The organism is Streptomyces sp. NPDC001606 (assembly GCF_053596835.1).
In genome coordinates, this window is record NZ_JBSFHC010000005.1 from 377873 (window position 1) to 398118 (window position 20246).

2 protein-coding genes and 1 pseudogene are annotated in these 20246 nt (G+C 77.1%); all 3 read left to right on the plus strand.

Features of this window, described 5'->3' with window-relative positions; all coding sequences use genetic code 11:
- The first annotated feature begins 42 nt into the window (after positions 1-42).
- The 3 genes and pseudogenes from ACWCV9_RS13205 (at position 43) to ACWCV9_RS13215 (ending at position 20239) form a co-directional block, all read left to right on the plus strand.
- Positions 43-13239, plus strand: coding sequence for a type I polyketide synthase (locus tag ACWCV9_RS13205; RefSeq protein WP_450786259.1), 13197 nt, complete (start codon positions 43-45; stop codon positions 13237-13239).
- Positions 13239-18710: pseudogene (locus ACWCV9_RS13210) on the plus strand (type I polyketide synthase); the annotation flags it as partial. The gene ACWCV9_RS13205 and the pseudogene ACWCV9_RS13210, both read left to right, overlap by 1 nt.
- 23 nt (positions 18711-18733) lie before the next feature.
- Positions 18734-20239 (plus strand): FAD-dependent oxidoreductase, encoded by a 1506-nt coding sequence (locus tag ACWCV9_RS13215; protein ID WP_450786203.1) that lies wholly within the window; start codon positions 18734-18736, stop codon positions 20237-20239.
- The last annotated feature ends 7 nt before the right edge of the window (positions 20240-20246 follow it).

Below are 20246 nucleotides of genomic sequence, written 5' to 3' on the forward strand. Positions count from 1 at the left end.
CAACTGGCCGTCCGCGAGGCACAGGATGACGGCCGTCGCGCCGTGGAGATCTACTCGCTGGCCGAGGACGCCTCCGAGGACGAGCCGTGGACGCTGCACGCCACCGGCACCCTGACCACCGACACCCGTACCGGCGCGGCGGCCACCCTGACGGCCTGGCCGCCGCAGGACGCCGTACCGCTGGCCGTGGACACGGTGTACGACGGTCTCGCCGCCCGCGGACTGGACTACGGCCCGGCGTTCCAGGGGCTGCGCGCGGCCTGGCGGTGCGGCGCGGACATCCTCGCCGAGGTCGCCCTGCCCGGCGAACACCGCGACCGTGCCGGTCGGTTCGGGCTGCACCCGGCACTGCTGGACGCCGCGCTGCACGCGCTCGCGCTGACCGACGACACCGGCACCGCGCGGCTGCCGTTCTCCTGGGCCGATGTCCGGCTGCACGCCGCCGGAGCGGCCGCGGCCCGGGTCCGGCTCACGCCCACCGGTGACGGCACCGTCGCGCTGGACCTGTTCGACGCCTCCGGTGCTCCCGTCGCCTCGGTCGGCTCGCTCACGCTGCGCGCCGCCACCGGCCCCGACACCAACGGACCGCTCCACGACGCGCTGTTCCGGCTGGACTGGGACGGCATCCAGGCCCCCGACCGGCCCGCCACCGGCCCCTGGTCGGTGCACGGGGAGCTGCCCGAGCCGCTGGCCGCCGAGCTGCGCGCCGCCGGGACCGACCTCACCGGGGACGGCGGTCCCGCCGACGTCACCGTGCTGGCCGTCGCGCCGGGGCAGCCCGTCGAGCAGGTCACCACGGCGGTGCTGGGCCAGGTGCAGGACTGGCTGGCCGGCAGCGCGGCGCCCGCCCGGCTGCTGGTCGTCACCACCGGCGCGGTCGCCACCGGACCCGCCGACGGTCCCGCCGATCCGGGCGGCGCGGCGGTGTGGGGACTGCTGCGGGCCGCGCAGGCCGAACAGCCCGACCGGATCCTGCTGGCCGACCTCGACGGCACCCCCGCGTCCCGGCGAGCAGTCGGCGCCGTACCGGCCGCCGGGCGGCCCGAGGTGGCGGTGCGTGACGGCGCGCTGCTCGCCCCCCGGCTGGTCCGGCCCCAGCTGGTGCCGCCCGCGGACCGGCACTGGCGGCTGGCCGTCACCCGGCCGGGCACCCTGGACCACCTCGCGCTGGTGCCCGCTCCGGCCGCGGCCGGACCGCTGGGACCGGGGCAGGTGCGCATCGCGGTGCGTGCGGCCGGGCTGAACTTCCGCGATGTGCTCATCGCCCTGGGCATGTACCCGGGCGAGGTGGCGCTGGGCGGCGAGGGCGCCGGTGTGGTCACCGAGGTGGCCGCCGATGTCACCGACCTCGCCCCGGGCACCCGGGTGCTGGGCCTGTTCGGTGACGCGTTCGCCCCGGTCGCGGTCGCCGACCGGGCCGCCGTGGCACCGATCCCGGACGGCTGGACGTTCGAGCAGGCCGCCGCCATGCCGATCGCCCATCTCACCGCCCACCTCGGGCTGGTCGGGCTCGCCGGGCTGCGGGCCGGCGAGTCGGTGCTGATCCACTCCGCGGCCGGCGGCGTCGGCATGGCCGCCGTACAGCTCGCCCGGCACCTGGGCGCCGAGGTCTACGGCACCGCCAGCCCCGGCAAGTGGCAGGTGCTGCGCGACCTCGGGCTGGACGACGCGCACATCGCCTCCTCCCGCGACACCTCCTTCGCCGAGAAGTTCGGCCCCGTCGACGTCGTACTCAACTCGCTGTCCGGTGAGTTCGTCGACGCCTCCGCGCAACTGCTGCGCCCCGGCGGCCGGTTCCTGGAGATGGGCAAGACCGATCTGCGCGACCCGGCCGCGTTCCCGGGCATCGGCTACCAGCCGTTCGACCTGATGCAGCTGGCGCCGGACGAGATGCGGCAGCTGCTGGCCGCGGTGCTGGAGCTGTTCGCCACCGGCGCGCTGACCCCGCCGGAGCCGTCGGTGTGGCCGGTCGCCCGGGCCGCGGACGCCTTCCGGTACCTCAGCCAGGCCCGGCACACCGGCAAACTGGTGCTCGCCCTGCCCCGCCCGCTCGACCCCGACGGCACCGCGCTGATCACCGGCGGCACCGGCACGCTCGGCGCGCTGGTCGCCCGGCACCTGGTGCGCGAGCACGGCGTACGGCATCTGCTGCTCACCGGCCGCCGCGGACCCGACGCTCCGGGCGCGCGTGAACTGACCGACGAGCTGGCTGCTTTGGGTGCCCGTGCCGAGGTGGTGGCCTGCGATGCCGCCGACCGGGAGGCGCTGGCCGCGCTGCTGGCCGGCATACCCGAGGAGCACCCGCTCACCGCCGTGGTGCACGCGGCCGGGGTCGCCGACGACGGGCTGTTCACCGCGCTGACCCCGGAGCGCCTGACCGCGGTGCTCCGGCCCAAGGTGGCCGCCGCACAGCACCTGGACGAGCTGACCCGCGGCCACGACCTCGCGGCCTTCGTGCTGTTCTCCTCGGCCACCGGCACCCTCGGCGGCCCCGGCCAGGCCAACTACGCCGCCGCCAACGCCTGCCTGGACGCGCTGGCCGGCCGGCGGCGCGCGGCCGGGCTGCCCGCCCAGTCGCTCGCCTGGGGTCTGTGGGCCCCGCCCAGCGGCATCACCGGTGAGCTGTCCGCGGCGGACCTGGCCCGGATGGCCCGCGCCGGAGTGCAGGCGCTGTCCGCCGAGGAGGCGCTGGCCCTGTTCGACACGGCGCTCGCCGTGGACGAGCCGGTGCTGCTGCCCGCCAAGGTCCGGGTGCGCACCGCCGACCCCGCGCTGCTGCCCCCGCTGCTGCGCGGCCTGGTCCGCGCCCCCCGCCGCCGGGCCGCCGCCGCGACCGGGTCCGAGGCGGCCGCCGGGCCGGCCGCCCGCACCGCCGAGGAACTGCTGGCGCTGGTGCGCGCCGAGGCCGCCGCCGTCCTCGGCCACACCGACGCCGACGCCATCGACCCGCAGGCGGAGTTCCGCGCGCTGGGCGTGGACTCGCTGTCCGCGGTGGAACTGCGCAACCGGCTCACCGCGGCCACCGGCACCACCCTGCCCGCCACCCTCGTCTTCGACTACCCGACCCCCGCCGCCCTCGCCGCCCATCTCGGCGCGGACGAGCCCGCGGAGGCCGCGCAGGCCGCGCCGGTCGCCGCCGGCGTCGTCACCGACGAGCCCATCGCGATCGTCGGCATGGCCTGCCGGTTCCCGCCCGAGCTGCGCTCCCCGGAGGAGCTGTGGCGGTTCCTGCTGGACGGCGGCGACGGCATCACCGAGTTCCCCACCGACCGCGGCTGGGACCTGGACGCCCTGTTCGACGCCGACCCCGACCGGCCCGGAACGTCGTACACCCGGCACGGCGGATTCCTGCGCGACGCCGCCGGGTTCGACGCCGAGTTCTTCGGCATCAACCCGCGCGAGGCGCTCGCCACCGACCCGCAGCAGCGGCTGCTGCTGGAGACCTCCTGGGAGACCTTCGAACGCGCCGGGATCGACCCGACCACCGTGCGCGGCAGCCGCACCGGCGTGTTCGTCGGCGTGATGCGCCAGGACTACGGCCCGATGCTGCACCGCGCCGCCGAGGGCGTGGAGGGCTACCGGCTCACCGGGAACGCGGCCAGCGTCGCCTCCGGCCGGCTCGCCTACGCCTTCGGACTCGAGGGCCCCACCCTGACCGTCGACACCGCCTGCTCGTCCTCGCTGGTGGCGCTGCACCTGGCCGCCCAGGCGCTGCGCCGCGGCGAGTGCGACCTGGCACTGACCGGCGGCGCCACCGTGATGGCCACCCCGGGGCTGTTCGTGGAGTTCTCCCGGCAGCGCGGCCTGGCCGCCGACGGCCGGGTGAAGGCGTTCTCCGCGGCCGCCGACGGCACCGCGTGGTCGGAGGGCGCCGGCATGCTGCTGGTGGAGCGGCTGTCCGACGCGCGCGCCGCCGGTCATCCGGTACTGGCCGTGGTGCGTGGCTCCGCCGTCAACTCCGACGGCGCCTCCAACGGCCTCACCGCGCCCAACGGCCCCTCCCAGCAGCGGGTGATCCGCACCGCGCTGGCCTCGGCCGGACTGACCCCGCAGGACGTCGACGCCGTCGAGGCGCACGGCACCGGCACCACCCTCGGCGACCCCATCGAGGCCCAGGCGCTGCTCGCCACCTACGGCCAGGACCGGGACGGCGAACCGCTCTGGCTCGGCTCGGTCAAGTCCAACATCGGGCACACCCAGGCCGCCTCCGGCGTCGCCGGGATCATCAAGACCGTCCTGGCCCTGCGGGCCGGGCTGCTGCCCCGCTCCCTGCACATCGCCGAACCCAGCCCGCACGTGGACTGGACCGCCGGCGCGGTGTCCCTGCTGACCGAACCGCGCCCCTGGCCGGAGACCGGCCGGGCCCGCCGCGCCGCCGTCTCCTCCTTCGGCGTCAGCGGCACCAACGCACACATCATCCTCGAACAGGCCCCGCCCGGGGAACCGGCGCCGGCCCCGGCCCGGCCGGCGCTGCCGCTGCCGGTCGTGGTCTCGGCCCGCACCGAACCGGCGCTGCGCGCGCAGGCCGCCGCCCTGCTGACCCACCTCACCGAGCACCCCGCCCTCGAACCGCACGTCGTCGCCCACTCGTTGCTGACCACCCGCGCCACACACCCGCACCGGGCCGCCGTCCTGGCCGACCCCCACCGCGGGCTGGCCGCCCTCGCCGCAGGCACCCCCGACCCCGACGTCGTCACCGGCCGCGCCGCCGACGCCGGGAAACTCGCCTTCCTCTTCCCCGGCCAGGGCTCCCAGCGGCTCGGCGCCGGCCGCGCACTGGCCGCGGAGTTCCCCGCCTACGCCGAAGCGCTCGACACGGTGTGCGCCGCGCTCGACCCGCATCTGCCCCGGCCGCTGCGCGAGGTGCTGTACGCCGCCGAAGGCAGCCCCGAGGCCGCACTCCTCGACCGCACCGACTTCACCCAGGCGGCGCTGTTCGCCGTGGAAGTCGCCCTGGTCCGGTGTGCGGAAAGCTGGGGCCTGCGCCCGGACCTGGTGGCCGGCCACTCGGTCGGCGAGATCGTCGCCGCGCATGTCGCCGGGGCGCTGACCCTGGCCGACGCCGCCACCCTGGTCACCGCCCGCGGCCGGCTGATGGCGCGGGCCACACAGGGCGGCGCGATGGTCGCCGTCGAGGCCACCGAGGACGAACTCGCCCCCCAGCTGGCCGAACACACCGGCCGGATCCGGCTGGCCGCCGTCAACGGCCCCCGCTCGGTGGTGGTGTCCGGCGACGCCGACACGGTCGCCGGGATCGGCGCCCACTGGCGTGCGCACGGCCGCCGTACCCGGCAGCTGCGGGTCACCATGGCCCCGCACTCCCCGCACGTGGACGGCATCCTCGCCGAGTACCGGGAGATCGTCGCCGGACTGCCGATCGGCGCGCCCCGGCTGCCGGTCGTGTCCACCGTGACCGGGGCGCCGCTGACCGAGCGGGAGATCACCGACCCCGAGCACTGGGTCGCCAACGTCCGCGACAGCGTGCGCTTCCTGCCCGCGGTACGCGCCCTGGCCGAGGCCGGAGCCACCGCGTTCGTCGAGATCGGCCCGGGCGCCGCGCTGACCGCGATGGCCCGCGACTGCCTGCCCACCGAGGCCGGGGAGGGGACCGGGCAGGGCGTGGAACGGGTGGTGCTGCCCACCCTGCGCGACGGCCGGGACGAGCTTCCGGCCCTGCTGGACACCCTGGCCCGGCTGCATGTGCACGGCATCTCCGCGGACTGGACCGCGCTCACCGAGGGCCGCGCCCCGGCGCCGGTCCCGCTGCCCACCTACCCGTTCCAGCACCGCCGGTTCTGGCTGACCGGCGAGAGCGCCGCCGATGCCGGGGCGATCGGCCTCGGCCCGGTCGGGCATCCGCTGCTCGGCGCGGCCGTGGCCCTCGCCGACGGCGCCGGAGTGCTCTTCACCGGACGGCTGTCCCTCGCCACCCAGCCCTGGCTCGCCGACCATGTGGTGGCCGGCCGGACCGTGCTGCCCGGCACCGCGTTCCTCGACCTCGTCGCCCGCGCCGGGGCGGAACTGGGCTGCGGCCGGATCACCGAACTCACCCTGGACACCCCGCTGGTGCTGGCCGAGCGGGGCGCCGCCGCCCTGCAACTGGTCCTCGGCGCGCCCGACGAACAGGGCCGCCGCGCGGTGAGCGTGTACTCCCGTACCGAGACGGGACTCGCCGAGGAACCGTGGACCCGGCACGCCACCGGCACGGTCGAACCGCCGGCCGGCACCGCACCGCAGCCGGCGGACTGGCCCCCGGCCGACGCCGACGGCACCGAGACGGTCGAGACCGAGCCGGCCGAGCTGTACGAGCTGCTGGCCGACCGCGGGCTCGCCTACGGCCCGGTGTTCCGCGGGCTGCGCGCCGTGCGGCGCCGGGACACCGCCACCGGCACCGAGCTGTTCGCCGAGGTGACCCTGCCCGCCCCGGCCGAACCCGGCGGCTTCGGGGTGCACCCGGCGCTGCTGGACGCCGCGTTGCACGCGCTGGCCATCGACCCCGGAGCGAGCCGGGCCGCGCTGCCCTTCGCCTGGTCCGGGGTGACCCTCTGGCAGCCCGCCGCCCCGACGACCCTGCGGGTACGGCTGACCCCGGCCGACGGCGCGGTCGCCATCACCGCGTACGACGGTCAGGGCGCCCCGGTGCTCACCGTGGACGGCCTGGCACTGCGCCCGGTCCCGGAGGGGCTGCACACCGCGGACCCCGCGACCGAGGCGCTGTACACGCTGGGCTGGACGCCGCTGCCCGGCGGACCCACGCCCGCCGACCTTCCCGAGCTCACCGACCTCGGTACCGGCCTCGACCTCGCCGCCGTCACCGACCCGCCCGGACCGTGGCTGCTGGCCGCGCTGCCGGCCACCGCGGACGACCCGGCCCGGATCGCCGCCGCCACCCACCGGGTCCTGGCTCTCACCCAGCGGTTCCTGGCGGACGAGCGGTTCACCGGCAGCACGCTGGTGCTGCGCACCTCCGGCTCCACCGACGGCACCGACCTGGGCGCCGCGGCCGTCTGGGGCCTGGCCCGCTCGGCCCAGTCGGAGCACCCGGGCCGCATCGTGCTGCTGGACAGCGACGGCAGCCTGCCCGACGCCGCCGCCCTCGCCACCGGCGAGCCCCAACTGGCCGTCCGAAACGGCGCGTTGCTCGTGCCGCGGCTGCTCCGAGGGGCAGCACACCGTGAGCCTGCCCCAGGGGACCGCGAGGCATGGGACCCGGAAGGCACCGTACTGATCACCGGCGGCGCCGGGGCACTCGGCTCGGTACTGGCCCGGCATCTGGCCGCCGAGCACGGCGTACGGCACCTGCTGCTCGCCGGGCGCCGCGGACCGGACACCCCGGGCGCGGCCGAACTGGTCGCCGAACTCACCGAGTTGGGTGCCGACGCCCAGGTGGTGGCCTGCGACGTGGCCGACCGCGAGGCGCTGGCCGCGCTGCTGGCCGGGATCCCGGCCGAGCGCCCGCTGCGGGGCGTGGTGCACGCCGCCGGAGTGCTGGACGACGGGATGCTCGCCGCCCAGACCCCCGACCGCATCGACCGGGTCCTCGGGCCCAAAGCGGCCGCCGCGCTGCACCTCGACGAGCTGACCCGCGGTCACCACCTCACCGCCTTCGTGCTGTTCTCCTCGGCCGCCGGGATCCTCGGCAGCCCCGGACAGAGCGGCTACGCCGCCGCCAACGCCGTACTCGACGGCCTGGCCGCCCGGCGGCGCACGGCCGGGCTGCCCGCCGTGTCCCTGGCCTGGGGCCTGTGGAGCGGCGCGGGCGGCATGGGCGACACCGCGGACGGCGCCGCACGGCAGCGCATCGAACGGCTCGGTGTGGTGCCGCTCGAACCCGCCGAGGGAATGCGGCTGTTCGACACCGCCGTCCCGGCCGGCACCGCACTGGCCGTCCCCGTCCGGCTGAACCTGCCCGCGCTGCGCGAGCAGGCCCGCACCGTGCCACCGGCCCCGGTGCTGCGCGGCCTGGTCCGCGTCCCCGCCCGCAGCGCCGCCGGCACCGGCGCCCTCCGGGCCGCACTGGCCGGCCGCGACGAGGCCGCCCGCCGCAGACTGGTCCGCGACACCGTGCGTACGGCGGTCGCCGCCACCCTCGGCCACGACAGCGCGGCCGGACCCGGCGACCGGCGCGCCTTCACCGACCTCGGCTTCGACTCGCTGACCTCGGTGGAACTGCGCAACCGGCTGGCGGCGAGCACCGGACTGACGCTGCCCGCCACGCTGGCCTTCGACCACCCGAGCATCGAGGCCACCGCCGAGTACCTGCTCGGCAGGCTCACCGAGGCCGCCACCCCGGCCCGCCCCACGCCCCGCCGCACCGGCCCGGCCGACGAGCCGATCGCCATCGTCGGCATGGCCTGCCGCTACCCGGGCGGAGTGCGCTCCCCGGAGGACCTCTGGCGGCTGGTGACCGGGGACGGCGACGGCATCTCCCCGTTCCCCACCGACCGCGGCTGGGACACCGACCGGCTCTACGACCCCGACCCCGACCGGGCCGGACACACCTACCTGACCAGGGGCGGCTTCCTGCACGACGCCGCCGAGTTCGACGCGGGCCTCTTCGGCATCTCACCGCGCGAGGCGCTGGCCATGGACCCGCAGCAGCGGCTGCTCCTGGAGACCTCCTGGGAGGCGCTGGAACGCACCGGCATCGACCCGCTGTCCCTGCGCGACACCGACACCGGTGTGTTCGTCGGCGTCATGTACCACGACTACGCCACCCGGCTGCCCAGCACACCGCAGGACGTCGAGGGCTACCTCGGCGCGGGCACCGCGGGCAGCGTCGCCTCCGGCCGCATCGCCTACACCTTCGGTCTCCAGGGACCCGCGGTGACCGTGGACACCGCCTGCTCCTCCTCCCTGGTCACCCTGCACCTGGCGGCCCAGGCGCTGCGCGCGGGGGAGTGCTCGCTGGCGCTGGCCGGCGGCGCCACCGTGATGGCCACGCCGGGCACCTTCATCGAGTTCTCCCGGCAGCGCGGCCTGGCCGCCGACGGCCGGGTGAAGGCGTTCTCCGCGGACGCGGACGGCACCGTCTGGTCCGAGGGCGTCGGCCTGCTGGTGGTCGAGCGGCTGTCCGACGCGCGCCGCAACGGACACCGGATCCTCGGCGTGCTGCGCGGCTCGGCCGTGAACCAGGACGGCGCCTCCAACGGGCTCACCGCCCCCAACGGCCCCTCCCAGGAACGGGTCATCCGCTCCGCGCTGGCCGCCGCCGGTCTGTCCCCGGCCGACGTCGACCTGGTGGAGGCGCACGGCACCGGCACCGCGCTCGGCGACCCGATCGAGGCGCAGGCCCTGCTCGCCACCTACGGCCAGGGCCGCGAGGACGACCCGCTGTGGCTCGGCTCGGTCAAGTCCAACCTCGGCCACACCCAGGCCGCCGCCGGCGTCGCCGGGGTGATCAAGGTCGTGGAGGCGCTGCGGCACGGGGTGCTGCCGCGCACCCTCCACCTCGGCGAACCCACCCCGCACGTGGACTGGTCGGCCGGCGGGGTACGGCTGCTCGACGAGGCCCGGCCCTGGCCGGAGCGCGACCGGCCACGCCGCGCCGCGGTGTCCTCCTTCGGCATCAGCGGCACCAACGCCCATGTCGTCATCGAACAGGCCCCGCAGCTGCCCGCCCGGCCGGCGGAGCCGCAGCGGGTCGTCCCGGTGCCGCTGTCCGGCGACACCCCGGCCGCGCTGCGCGCCCAGGCCGGCCGGCTGCGTAGCTGGCTGGCCGACCGGCCGGACACCGCACCGGCCGAACCGGCCGCCGCCCTGGCCGCCGGGCGCGCCGCACTCACCCATCGCGCCGTGATCGTCGCCTCCGGACGCGACGACCTCCTCACCGGGCTGACCGCGCTGGCCGCCGGCGAGCCCGCCCCGCACGTCGTCACCGGCACCGCCGGCGATGTCGGCCGTACGGTGTTCGTGTTTCCGGGGCAGGGGGCGCAGTGGGCGGGGATGGCGGTGGAGCTGCTGGACTCCTCGCCGGTGTTCGCGGCGCGGATGGCCGAGTGTGCCGAAGCTTTGAGGGAGTTCGCGGAGTGGTCGCTGCTGGGTGTGTTGCGGGGGGAGGTGGGTGAGCCGGGGCTGGAGCGGGTGGATGTGGTGCAGCCGGTGTCGTTCGCGGTGATGGTGTCGTTGGCGGCGTTGTGGCGGTCGTTCGGGGTGGAGCCGGATGCGGTGGTGGGGCATTCGCAGGGGGAGATCGCGGCGGCCTGTGTGGCGGGGGCGCTGTCCCTGCGCGACGCCGCCGCGGTGGTCTGCGTACGCAGCAGACTGATCGCCGAGGAACTCACCGGACATGGCGGGATGGTGTCCGTGGCGCTGCCCGCCGAGGAGGTGACCGGTCTGCTGCCCGCCGACGGCGCAGCGACCGTCGCCGCGGTCAACGGCGCCGCCTCCACGGTCGTGTCCGGTGCCCCCGAGGCGCTGGAGCGGCTGCTGGCCGACTGCGCCGAACGCGGCGTACGGGCCCGCCGGATCGTGGTCGACTACGCCTCGCACTCCGCCCAGGTCGAACGCATCGAAGCCCGGCTGGTCGAGGCGCTGTCCGGGATACGGCCCCGGCAGGCGACGGTGCCCATGTTCTCCACCGTCACCGCCGACTGGGCCGACCCGGCCGCGCTGGACGCCGGCTACTGGTACCGCAACCTGCGCCGGACCGTCCGCTTCGCCGACGCCGTGCGCGCCCTCGCCGAGCAGGGCCACCGCGCCTTCGTCGAGGTCAGCCCCCACCCGGTGCTGGTGCCCGGGATCGACGGCACGCTGGACGAGGTGACCGTCGTCGGCTCGCTGCGCCGCGACGAGGGCGGCCTCGACCGGTTCCTGCACTCCGTCGCCGAGGCCCAGGTCGCCGGGGTGCCGGTGCGGCTGGCTTCCGCCTTCGACACCTCGCGGCCCGTCCCGGCGGACCTGCCGACGTACGCCTTCCAGCGGCAGCGCTACTGGCTCGCCGCCCCGGAGTCCACCGGCACCGGTGCCGGCACGGTGGACGGCGCGTTCTGGACGGCGGTCGACGGCGCCGACCCCGACGACCCCAAGGCGCTGGCCGACCTGCTCGGCGTCCCGGCGCAGCCGCTCGCCGAGGTGCTGCCCGGACTGGCCGCCTGGCGCGCCGCGAGGGAGGCGTCCGCCACCGCCGACGGCCGGCGCTACACCGTGGGCTGGCGACCGGCCGACCCGCCCGAGCCCGTACTGACCGGCACCTGGCTCGTGGTCGCACCCGACGGCCTGCCCCTCGCCGAGGAATGCGCCGCCGCCCTCACCCGCGCCGGCGCCGAGGCCCACGTGATCGGCCCTGACGCGGTACGCGCGGTGATCACCGGCAACGGGGTAACCGCCGGTGCCGGGACGGAGGTTGCCCTGCTCGCCGAATCGGGCTCGGACGCCCTGCTCGGCGGACCGGGCTCGGACGCCGGTCCGGGCGGGCCGGGACCGGACGTCGTATCAGCCGATGCCGAATCGGTCGTCGACCACACCGGCACCGCACCCGGTCTCGTACCGCCCGGAAGCGGGCCGGTGCGGGGTGTCGTCTCGCTGCTGGGGTTGGTCGACGGGCCGCATCCGGAGGAGTCCGCCGTGCCCGCCGGGCTGGCCGCCACTCTGGAGCTGGTGCGGGACCTGGCCGGCACGGAGACCGCGCTGTGGCTGGTCACCAGTGGGGCGGTCGCCGCCACCCCGGCCGACCGGGTGCCGCACCCCGAACAGGCCATGCTCTGGGGCCTCGGCCGTACGCTCGCGCTGGAGCACCCGAAGCTCTTCGGCGGCATCGTCGACCTGCCCGAGGATCCGCGCCGCGGGCTGGACCGGCTGGCCGCGCTGCTGGCCGGCGCCGAGGACCAGGCCGCGGTGCGCGACACCGGGGTGCTGGTGCCGCGCCTGGCGCACGCACCGCTGGCCGGGCGCACCCCGGCCCGGCAGTGGCGGCCCACCGGCACCGTCCTGGTCACCGACGGCCTCGGCCCGATGGGGCTGCCGGTGGCCCGCTGGCTGGCCGAGAACGGCGCCCAGGCGCTCGTCCTGACCACCGACGACCCCGCCGCCACCGCACCCGAGGACCTCGGCGTCCCGGTCACCCTGAGCACCTGCGACCCGGCCGACGAGACCGCCCTGGCCGAACTCCTCGCCGGGATACCCGCGGAGCTGCCGCTGACCGCGGTGGTGCACACCGCGGGCACCCTGCGCTCCGGCCCGCTGACCGGCACCGGCCTCGCCGAGGTCGCCGCCACCCTCGCCACCAAGGCGCGCGGCGCGGCCAACCTGCACCGGCTCACCGCCGGCCTGGACGCGTTCGTGCTGTTCTCCTCCGTCGCGGCCACCTGGGGCGGCAGCGAACAGGGTGCGTTCGCCGCCGCCAACGCCTACCTCGACGCGCTGGCCCGGCACCGGCAGGCCCGCGGGCTGCCCGCCACCGCCATCGCCTGGGGCCCCTGGCAGGGCGCCGGGCTCGGCGCGGCGGACGCCGGCGTCGAGGCGCAGCGCCGCGAACAGCTGCGCCGGCGGGGCGTGCTGGCCCTGGACCCCGAGCAGGCGCTCGCCGCGCTGGCCGACGCCGTCCGGCACGCCGACACCACGGTGACCGTGGCCGACGTGGACTGGGCCGTCCTCGCCCCCGCGTTCACCGCCGCCCGGCCCAGCCCGCTGCTGAGCGAGCTGCCCGAGGTCCGCGACAGCCTCGCCACCGAACCGGGCGGCACCGGCGGCCTCGGCGACCCGGAGGAAGCCGCGGACGGCTCCGCCACGGCGGCCCGGCTCGCCGCGCTGCCCGAGGCCGACCAGCGCCGCGAACTCGTCGCGCTGGTACGCCGGGAGGCCGCCGTCGTCCTCGGCCACGACGACCCCGAGGCACTGCCCACCGGGCGGCCCTTCACCGACCTCGGCTTCGACTCGCTGGCCGCGGTCAACCTGCGCAACCGGCTGCGCGCGGCCACCGGCGTACGGCTGTCGGCCACGGCGGTGTTCGACCACCCCACCCCCGACGGGCTCGCCGACCATCTGCGCGGACAGCTGGCGGCCCCCGCCCCGGCGGCCGTCGGCTCGCTGGACGAGGAACTCGACCGGCTGGCCGGCGTACTGGCCGAGGTGTCCGACGAGGACGACCGGCGGCGCGCACTGACCCGGCTGCAAGCCCTGGTGGGCCGACTGGCCCCGGAGCCGGACACGGGCCACGCGTCGGCGGAGTCGGTCAGCGAGCAGCTCGCGGACGCCGACGACGAAGAGATCTTCCGGTTCATCGACTCGGAGTTGAGCTGATCATGAGTGATGCCGACCGTCTCCGCGACTACCTGCGCAAGGTCACCGTCGACCTGCACGAGACCCGGCAGCGGTTGCGCGCCTATGAGCAGCGCGACACCGAGCCGGTGGCCGTCGTCGGCATGGCCTGCCGCTTTCCCGGCGGCATCGGCTCGCCCGAGGACCTGTGGGAGGTGGTGGCCGACGGCCGCGATGTGATGGCGGCCTTCCCCACCGACCGCGGCTGGCCGCTGGACCGCCTCTTCGACCCCGACCCGGACCGGCCCGGCACCACCTACGTCAAGGAGGGCGGGTTCCTCTACGACGTGGCCGACTTCGACGCCCCCTTCTTCGGGATCTCGCCGCGCGAGGCGCTGGCGATGGACCCGCAGCAGCGGCTGCTCCTGGAGACCTCCTGGGAGGCGCTGGAGCGGGCCGGGATCGACCCGACCTCGCTGCGCGGCAGCCGCACCGGCGTGTTCGTGGGCAGCGGCGCGCAGGACTACGGGATGCTCGCCGCGCAGGCCGCCGAGGACCTGGAGGGCTATCTGCTGACCGGCAACGCGATCAGCGTGCTGTCCGGGCGGCTGTCCTACACCCTCGGCCTGGAGGGCCCCGCGCTGTCCGTGGACACCGCCTGCTCGGCCTCCTTGGTCGCCCTGCACCTGGCCCGCCAGTCCCTGCTCCGCGGCGAGTGCTCGCTGGCGCTGGCCGGGGGAGCCTCGGTGCTGTCCACCCCGGCCGGGTTCGTGGAGCTGTCCCGGCAGCGCGGCCTGGCGCCCGACGGCCGTGCCAAGGCCTTCGCCGCGGCCGCCGACGGCACCGCCTGGGGCGAGGGCGCCGGGATGCTGGTGCTGGAGCGGCTGTCCGACGCGCGCCGCAACGGACACCGGGTGCTGGCCGTGGTGCGCGGCTCGGCGGTCAACCAGGACGGCGCCTCCAACGGGCTCACCGCCCCCAACGGCCCCTCCCAGGAACGGGTCATCCGCGCCGCGCTCGCCGACGCGGGCCTGGCCGCCGCCGACATCGACGCGGTCGAGGCGCACGGCACCGGTACCGCGCTGGGCGACCCGATCGAGGCCAACGCGCTGCTGGCCACCTACGGCCGCAACCGGCCCGCCGACCGCCCGCTGTGGCTGGGCTCGCTGAAGTCCAACCTCGGTCACACCGGCGCGGCCGCCGGGGTCGGCGGTGTCATCAAGATGGTGATGGCGCTGCGCGGCGACCGGCTGCCGCGCACCCTGCACGTGGACGCGCCGACCCCCGAGGCGGACTTCGCCTCCGGCGGGGTGGCGCTGCTGACCGAGCCCCGCCCCTGGCCGGAGACCGGCCGCCCGCGCCGCGCCGGGGTGTCCGCGTTCGGCATCAGCGGCACCAACGCCCACGTACTCCTGGAAGAGTGCGAGGAGTTCGCGTCGGCCGAAGCCCCGGCGACCACCGAAACCCCGGCGACCACCGAAGCCCCCGCCACCTCCGAGGCCTCGGAGACCTCCGAGGCCGCCGCCCCCGCCGCCACCGCCGAGACCGATCGTCGTACGACCGTCCCCGCCGCCCCCGTCCCCCTCGCCCTCTCCGCCCGCACCCCCGAAGCGCTGCGGGCGCAGGCCGAGCGGTTGCTGCCGCTCGTGCAGGCCGGGACCCCGTTGCCGGATCTCGCCGGCGCCCTGCTGCGCTCCCGCGCCCTCTTCGACCACCGTGCCGTGGTCGTCGCCGACGCTCCGGACACCGCCGCCGAGGCACTGCGCGCCCTGGCCGAGGGCAGGCCGCACGACGCCGTGACCGGCGCGACCGCCGCGCCCGTCGACCGGGTCGTGTTCGTCTTCCCAGGCCAGGGCTCCCAGTGGGCCGGCATGGCCGCCAGACTGCTGGACTCCGCCCCGGTGTTCGCGGCCCGCATCGCCGAGTGCGACACCGCGGCCCGCGCCTTCGTGGACTGGTCGATCGTCGACGTGCTGCGCGGGGCGCCCGGCGCGCCCTCCATGGAGCGCATCGAGATCCTGCAACCGGTGCTGTTCGCGGTGATGGTGTCCCTCGCCGAACTGTGGCGCTCCTACGGCCTCACCCCGGCCGCGGTGGTGGGCAGCAGCCAGGGCGAGATCGCCGCCGCCTGCACGGCCGGCGCGCTGTCCCTGCACGACGCGCTGAAGATCGTCGTACTGCGCAGCCGGCTGTTCGCCGAGGAACTGCTCGGCCGTGGCGCGGTCGTGTCGGTGGCCGCGTCCGAGCAGCAGGTCCGCGCCCGGCTGGCCGCCCAGGGCGACGCGCTGCACATCGGCGGCGTCAACGGCCCGAACGCGGTGACCGTGGTCGGCGCGACGGACGCGCTGGAGCGGTTCGTCGCCGAGGCCACCGCCGACGGGCTGCGCGCCCGGCTGGTCGGCTCCACCGTCGCCTCGCACTGCGACCAGGTCGACCCGCTGCGCGAGCGCATCCTGGACCTGTTCGCCGACGTACGGCCCACCGCGGCAGAGGTGCCGTTCTGCTCCACCGTCACCGGCGACTTCACCGACACGGCCGGCCTGGGCGCCGAGTACTGGTTCGAGAACGCCCGCCGGCCGGTGGCCTTCGACCCGGCCGTGCGCACCCTGCTGGCCGCCGGCTACCGCTTCTTCGTCGAGGTCAGCCCGCACCCGGTGCTGGTCACCGCGGTGCAGGACATCGCCGAGGACGCCGGGGCCGACGCCGCCGCCGTCGGCTCGCTGCGCCGCGACGAGGGCGGCCTCGACCGCTTCCTGCGCTCGGTGGCCGACGCGCACACCCGTGGCGCCCCGGTCGACCTGGGCGCCGCCCTGGCCGGCCGGGACCCCGCCTGGGTGGATCTGCCCACCTACCCCTTCCAGCGGCAGCGCTACTGGCCCGAGCCCGACCCGGACGCCGTGCCCGACACGGCGGACCCGGTGGAGTCCGCCTTCTGGACCGCGGTGGAGAACGCTGACCTGCCCGGCCTCACCGACGCGCTCGACCTGGCCGCCCCGGAGGCCGAACCCCTGGCCGCCGTGCTGCCCGCGCTGTCGGCCTGGCGGCGGCGGCGCCGCGAGCGGTCCGTCGTGGACTCCTGGCGCCACACGCTGGAGTGGCGGCCGGTGCCCGACCCGGGGAGCGCGCGGCTGACCGGCGACTGGCTGGTCGCCGTACCCCCCGGGCACACCGGACCGGAACCCGGCGCGCTGGCCCGGCACGGCGCCCGGGTGATCCGGGTCGAAGTCACGGCGGAGTCGGCGGACTTGGCGGAGCTGCGGGCCGCGCTGGCCGGCGTCCGGCCCGCCGGGGTGCTCGCCCTGCTGGGCTGGCCGGCCGCCGTGACCCTGGTCCGCGCCCTGGCCGAACTGGGCGTGGCGGCCCCCCTGTGGTTCACCACGACGGAGGCGGTGGCGCTGGACGCGGCGCCGGGCGGCGACCCGGACCGGGCCGCGCTGTGGGGCCTGGCCCCGACGGTGTCCCTGGAACACCCCGACCTCGCCGGCGGCATCGTCGACCTGCCCGCCCGGCCCGACGAACGGGCGCTGACCCGCTGGTGCGCGGCGCTGTCCGGGCGCACCGGCGAGGAACAGCTCGCCGTCCGCCCGGCCGGACTGTTCGCCCGTCGCCTGGTGCGCAGCCCGCTGACCGAACTGACCGGCGACACCTGGCGGCCCACCGGCACCACCCTGGTCACCGGCGCGGACACCGCGACGGGCGCGGCCGTGGCCCGCTGGCTGGCCGCCGCGGGCGCCCCCGCGCTGCTGCTCACCGCCGCTCCCGGCGGCGCGGTGCCCGAGGAGACGGTCGCCGCGCTGCGCGCCGAGGGCACCGAGGTGCACACCGCCGTCTGCGACCTGACCGACCCCGCGGCGGTGGCCGCGCTGCCGGCGTCGCTGCCCGCCGGGCAGCCGCTCAGCGCCGTGGTGCACACCGCCGTACCGCTCACCGAGGCCCCGCTGACCAGCCTCGACGGCGCCGCCGCCGCGGCCGCCATGGACCCCGGCGTCACCGCCGCCTGGCAGCTGCACCACCTCACCCGGGAGCTGCCGCTCACCGCGTTCGTGCTGTTCTCCTCGGTCTCCGGCACCTTCGGCGGCGTCGGCCAGGCCGGTTACGCCGCGGCCACCGCCGCGCTGGACGCGCTCGCCGAGCACCGCGCCGCGGCCGGGCTGCCCGCCCTCTCGGTGGCCTGGGCGCCCTGGGCCGACCCCGACGACACCGGCGGCGTGGCGGCCACCCGCCGGGACCGGCTGGCGAGCCGGGGCATCGCCGTACTGGACGAGCAGCGCGCCCTCGCCGCGCTCGGCACCGCGCTCACCGCGGGGGACACCCGCCTGCTGGTGGCCGAGGTGGACTGGCCGCGGTTCCACGCCGCGTACACCCTCACCGGCCCGCGCCCGCTGATCGCCGAGTTCGCCCCCGACCGCGGCCGCCGCGAGACCGGCGGCCCGGCCGTGCCGGGCGTCGGCGCGCTGGCCGGGCTGCCCGCCGCCGAGCGGTACGGCGCGCTGCTCACCGCGGTCACCGGCCAGGCCGCGGCCGTCCTCGGCTTCCCGGACGGCTCCGCGCTCGACCCGGCCCGCCGCTTCCTGGAACACGGCTTCGACTCGCTGACCACCCTGGAGCTGCGCAACCGGCTGTCCGCGGCCACCGGGGTACGGCTGACCGCGGCCACCCTGTTCGAGCACGACACCCCGCAGGCGCTGGCCCGTTACCTGAACGGCGAACTCGGCCCCGACCCGGCCGCCACCGCCGCCCCCGGCGTGTTCGCGGGCCTGTACCGGCAGGCGGCCGAGGCCGGGAAGACCGGCGAGTTCGTGGAGCTGCTCGGCGCCGCCGCCCGGCTGCGTCCCTGCTTCGCCGAGGGGGCCGGCGGCCCGCTGCCCGAACCGGTGCCGCTGACCGCGCACGAGGACGGCCCGCTGCTGGTCTGCCTGCCCACCGTGCTGGCCACCTCCGGCCCGCACCAGTACGCCCGGTTCGCCGCCGCGCTGCGCGACCGGCGCGCCGTCACCGCCCTCGCCCTGCCCGGCTACCTCGACGGCGAACCGCTGCCCGCCGACCGGGCCGCCGCGCTGGAGGCCGTCACCCGCCAGGTGCGGCAGGCGGCGGGAGAGCGGCCGGTGGTGCTGGTCGGCTACTCCTCGGGCGGCCTGCTGGCCGACGGCGTCGCCGCCCGGCTGGCCGCCGAGGGCCGCCCGGCCGCCGCACTGGTGCTCGTCGACACCTTCCTGTTCGGGCCCGAACTGACCGCCACCGGAACCGCCTTGTTCGAGCAGATGTTCGCCAGGCTGGCGGAGGGCGGCGCGGTCACCGACGCCCGGCTCACCGCGATGGGCGGCTATCTGCCGCTGCTCACCGACTGGCGGCCCGCCGACTCCACGACCCCGCTGCTGGTGGCCCGCACCACCGAACCCCTCGCCGGGTTCGACCGTCCCCCGGCCGACTGGCCCCGCCCGCACGATGAGGTGGAGCTGACCGGCGACCACTTCACCGTCCTCGAGGAACACGCCGAGCGCACCGCCCAGGCGGTGCACGAGTGGTTGGAGAAGCGATGACACGGCGTACGACGGTCCTGGTCGTCGGCGCGGGCCCGTGCGGCCTCGCCATGGCCGCACAGCTGAGCCGGCTCGGTGTGCAGGTCACCGTGGTGGACGCGGCGGACCAGCCGCACACCGGCTCCCGGGCGATCCTGCTGTGGCCGCCGGTGCGGGAGGTGCTCGGCGAACTCGGCCTCGCCGAGCGCGCCGCCCGCGAGGCCATCCAGCCCGTCGCCCTCCACTACCACCTGGGCTCCGGTGGCAGCGTGCGGGTGCCGCTCACCGACGTCAACGCCCCGCTGGTGCTGCCCCAGGAGCGCACCGGCCGGCTGCTGGCCGAGGCGCTGGCCGACCGCGGCGTCGGCGTCGAGTGGGGCACCCGGGTCACCAAGGTCGTCCCGGACGAGCACGCGGTCACCGTCACCGCGACCCGGGCGGACGGCAGCACCACCGAGTTCGAGGCCGACTGGCTGGTGGGCGCGGACGGGCTGCACAGCCGGGTCCGCGCCGAGCTGGGCATCGACTTCACCGGCGCCCGCTTCCCGGCCACCTTCCTGCTCGCCGAGGGACGCATCACCGGCGAGCCGGGCACCGGCTGGAGCGCGGACGAGGTGCACTACTTCCTCGGCGACACCGGCACCGCGGTGCTCGCCCCGCTGCCGGGCGGCGAGTTCCGCATCTCCGGCGCCGTACCGGAGGGCACCCCGGCCACCGCCGAGCAGGCCCAGGCGCTGCTGGACGAGCGAGGCCCCGGCGGGCTCCGCTTCACCGAGGTGCGCACCGTCACCCTGTTCTCCAGCGACGAGCGGGTGGCCGGCGCGCTGCGCTCCGGCCGCTGCTTCCTCGTCGGCGACGCCGCGCATGTGCACAGCCCGATCGGCGGCCAGGGCCTCAGCCTCGGCATCCCGGACACCCGCAACCTGGCCTGGAAGCTCGCGGGCGTGGTGCACGGCCGGCTGAACCCGTCGATCCTGGACAGTTACGACCCCGAGCGGCGGGCCGCGATCGCCCAGACCCTCCAGGCCACCGGCCGGATGGCCCGGCAGGCCGTGGCCGGCCCGGCGGCCCGTCGGGTCCGCGACCTCACCTGGCGCCTGCTGGGCGCCTCCGGCGCGCTGGCCCGCGGCTACGCGCCGCTGCTCGCCGGCTGGCGCAGCCGCTACCCCGACGTGCTGTTCGGCACCGGCCCGGACGCCCGCCCGCAGCGCTCCCGGCCGCGCCCCGGCACCCGCGACCCCCGCTGGCTCACGCACCCCTCCGACGAGCTGGCCGGCCGCTTCCAGCTCCTCACCTACGGCGGCCCCCACAGCCGACTCGCGCAGGACGCCGCTGAGTTGGCCGGCAGCCTGCCCGGCCTGGTCGCGCACTTCCCGCTGGCCGGCCCGCGGCAGCGGTTCGTGCTGCTGCGCCCGGACGGCCATGTGGCCGCCTCCGGCGACCCCGGCCGGTTCCCCGCCGTCGCCGCGCGGCTCGCCGCACTGGCCGCCACCCCGCCGTCCCCGTCGTCGGGCACCCCCTGACGACGGA

Bases quoted from the DNA above. Each gene is read 5' to 3' on its own strand.
- ACWCV9_RS13215 (WP_450786203.1), top strand. From the start codon at position 18,734: ATGACACGGCGTACGACGGTCCTGGTCGTCGGCGCGGGCCCGTGCGGC.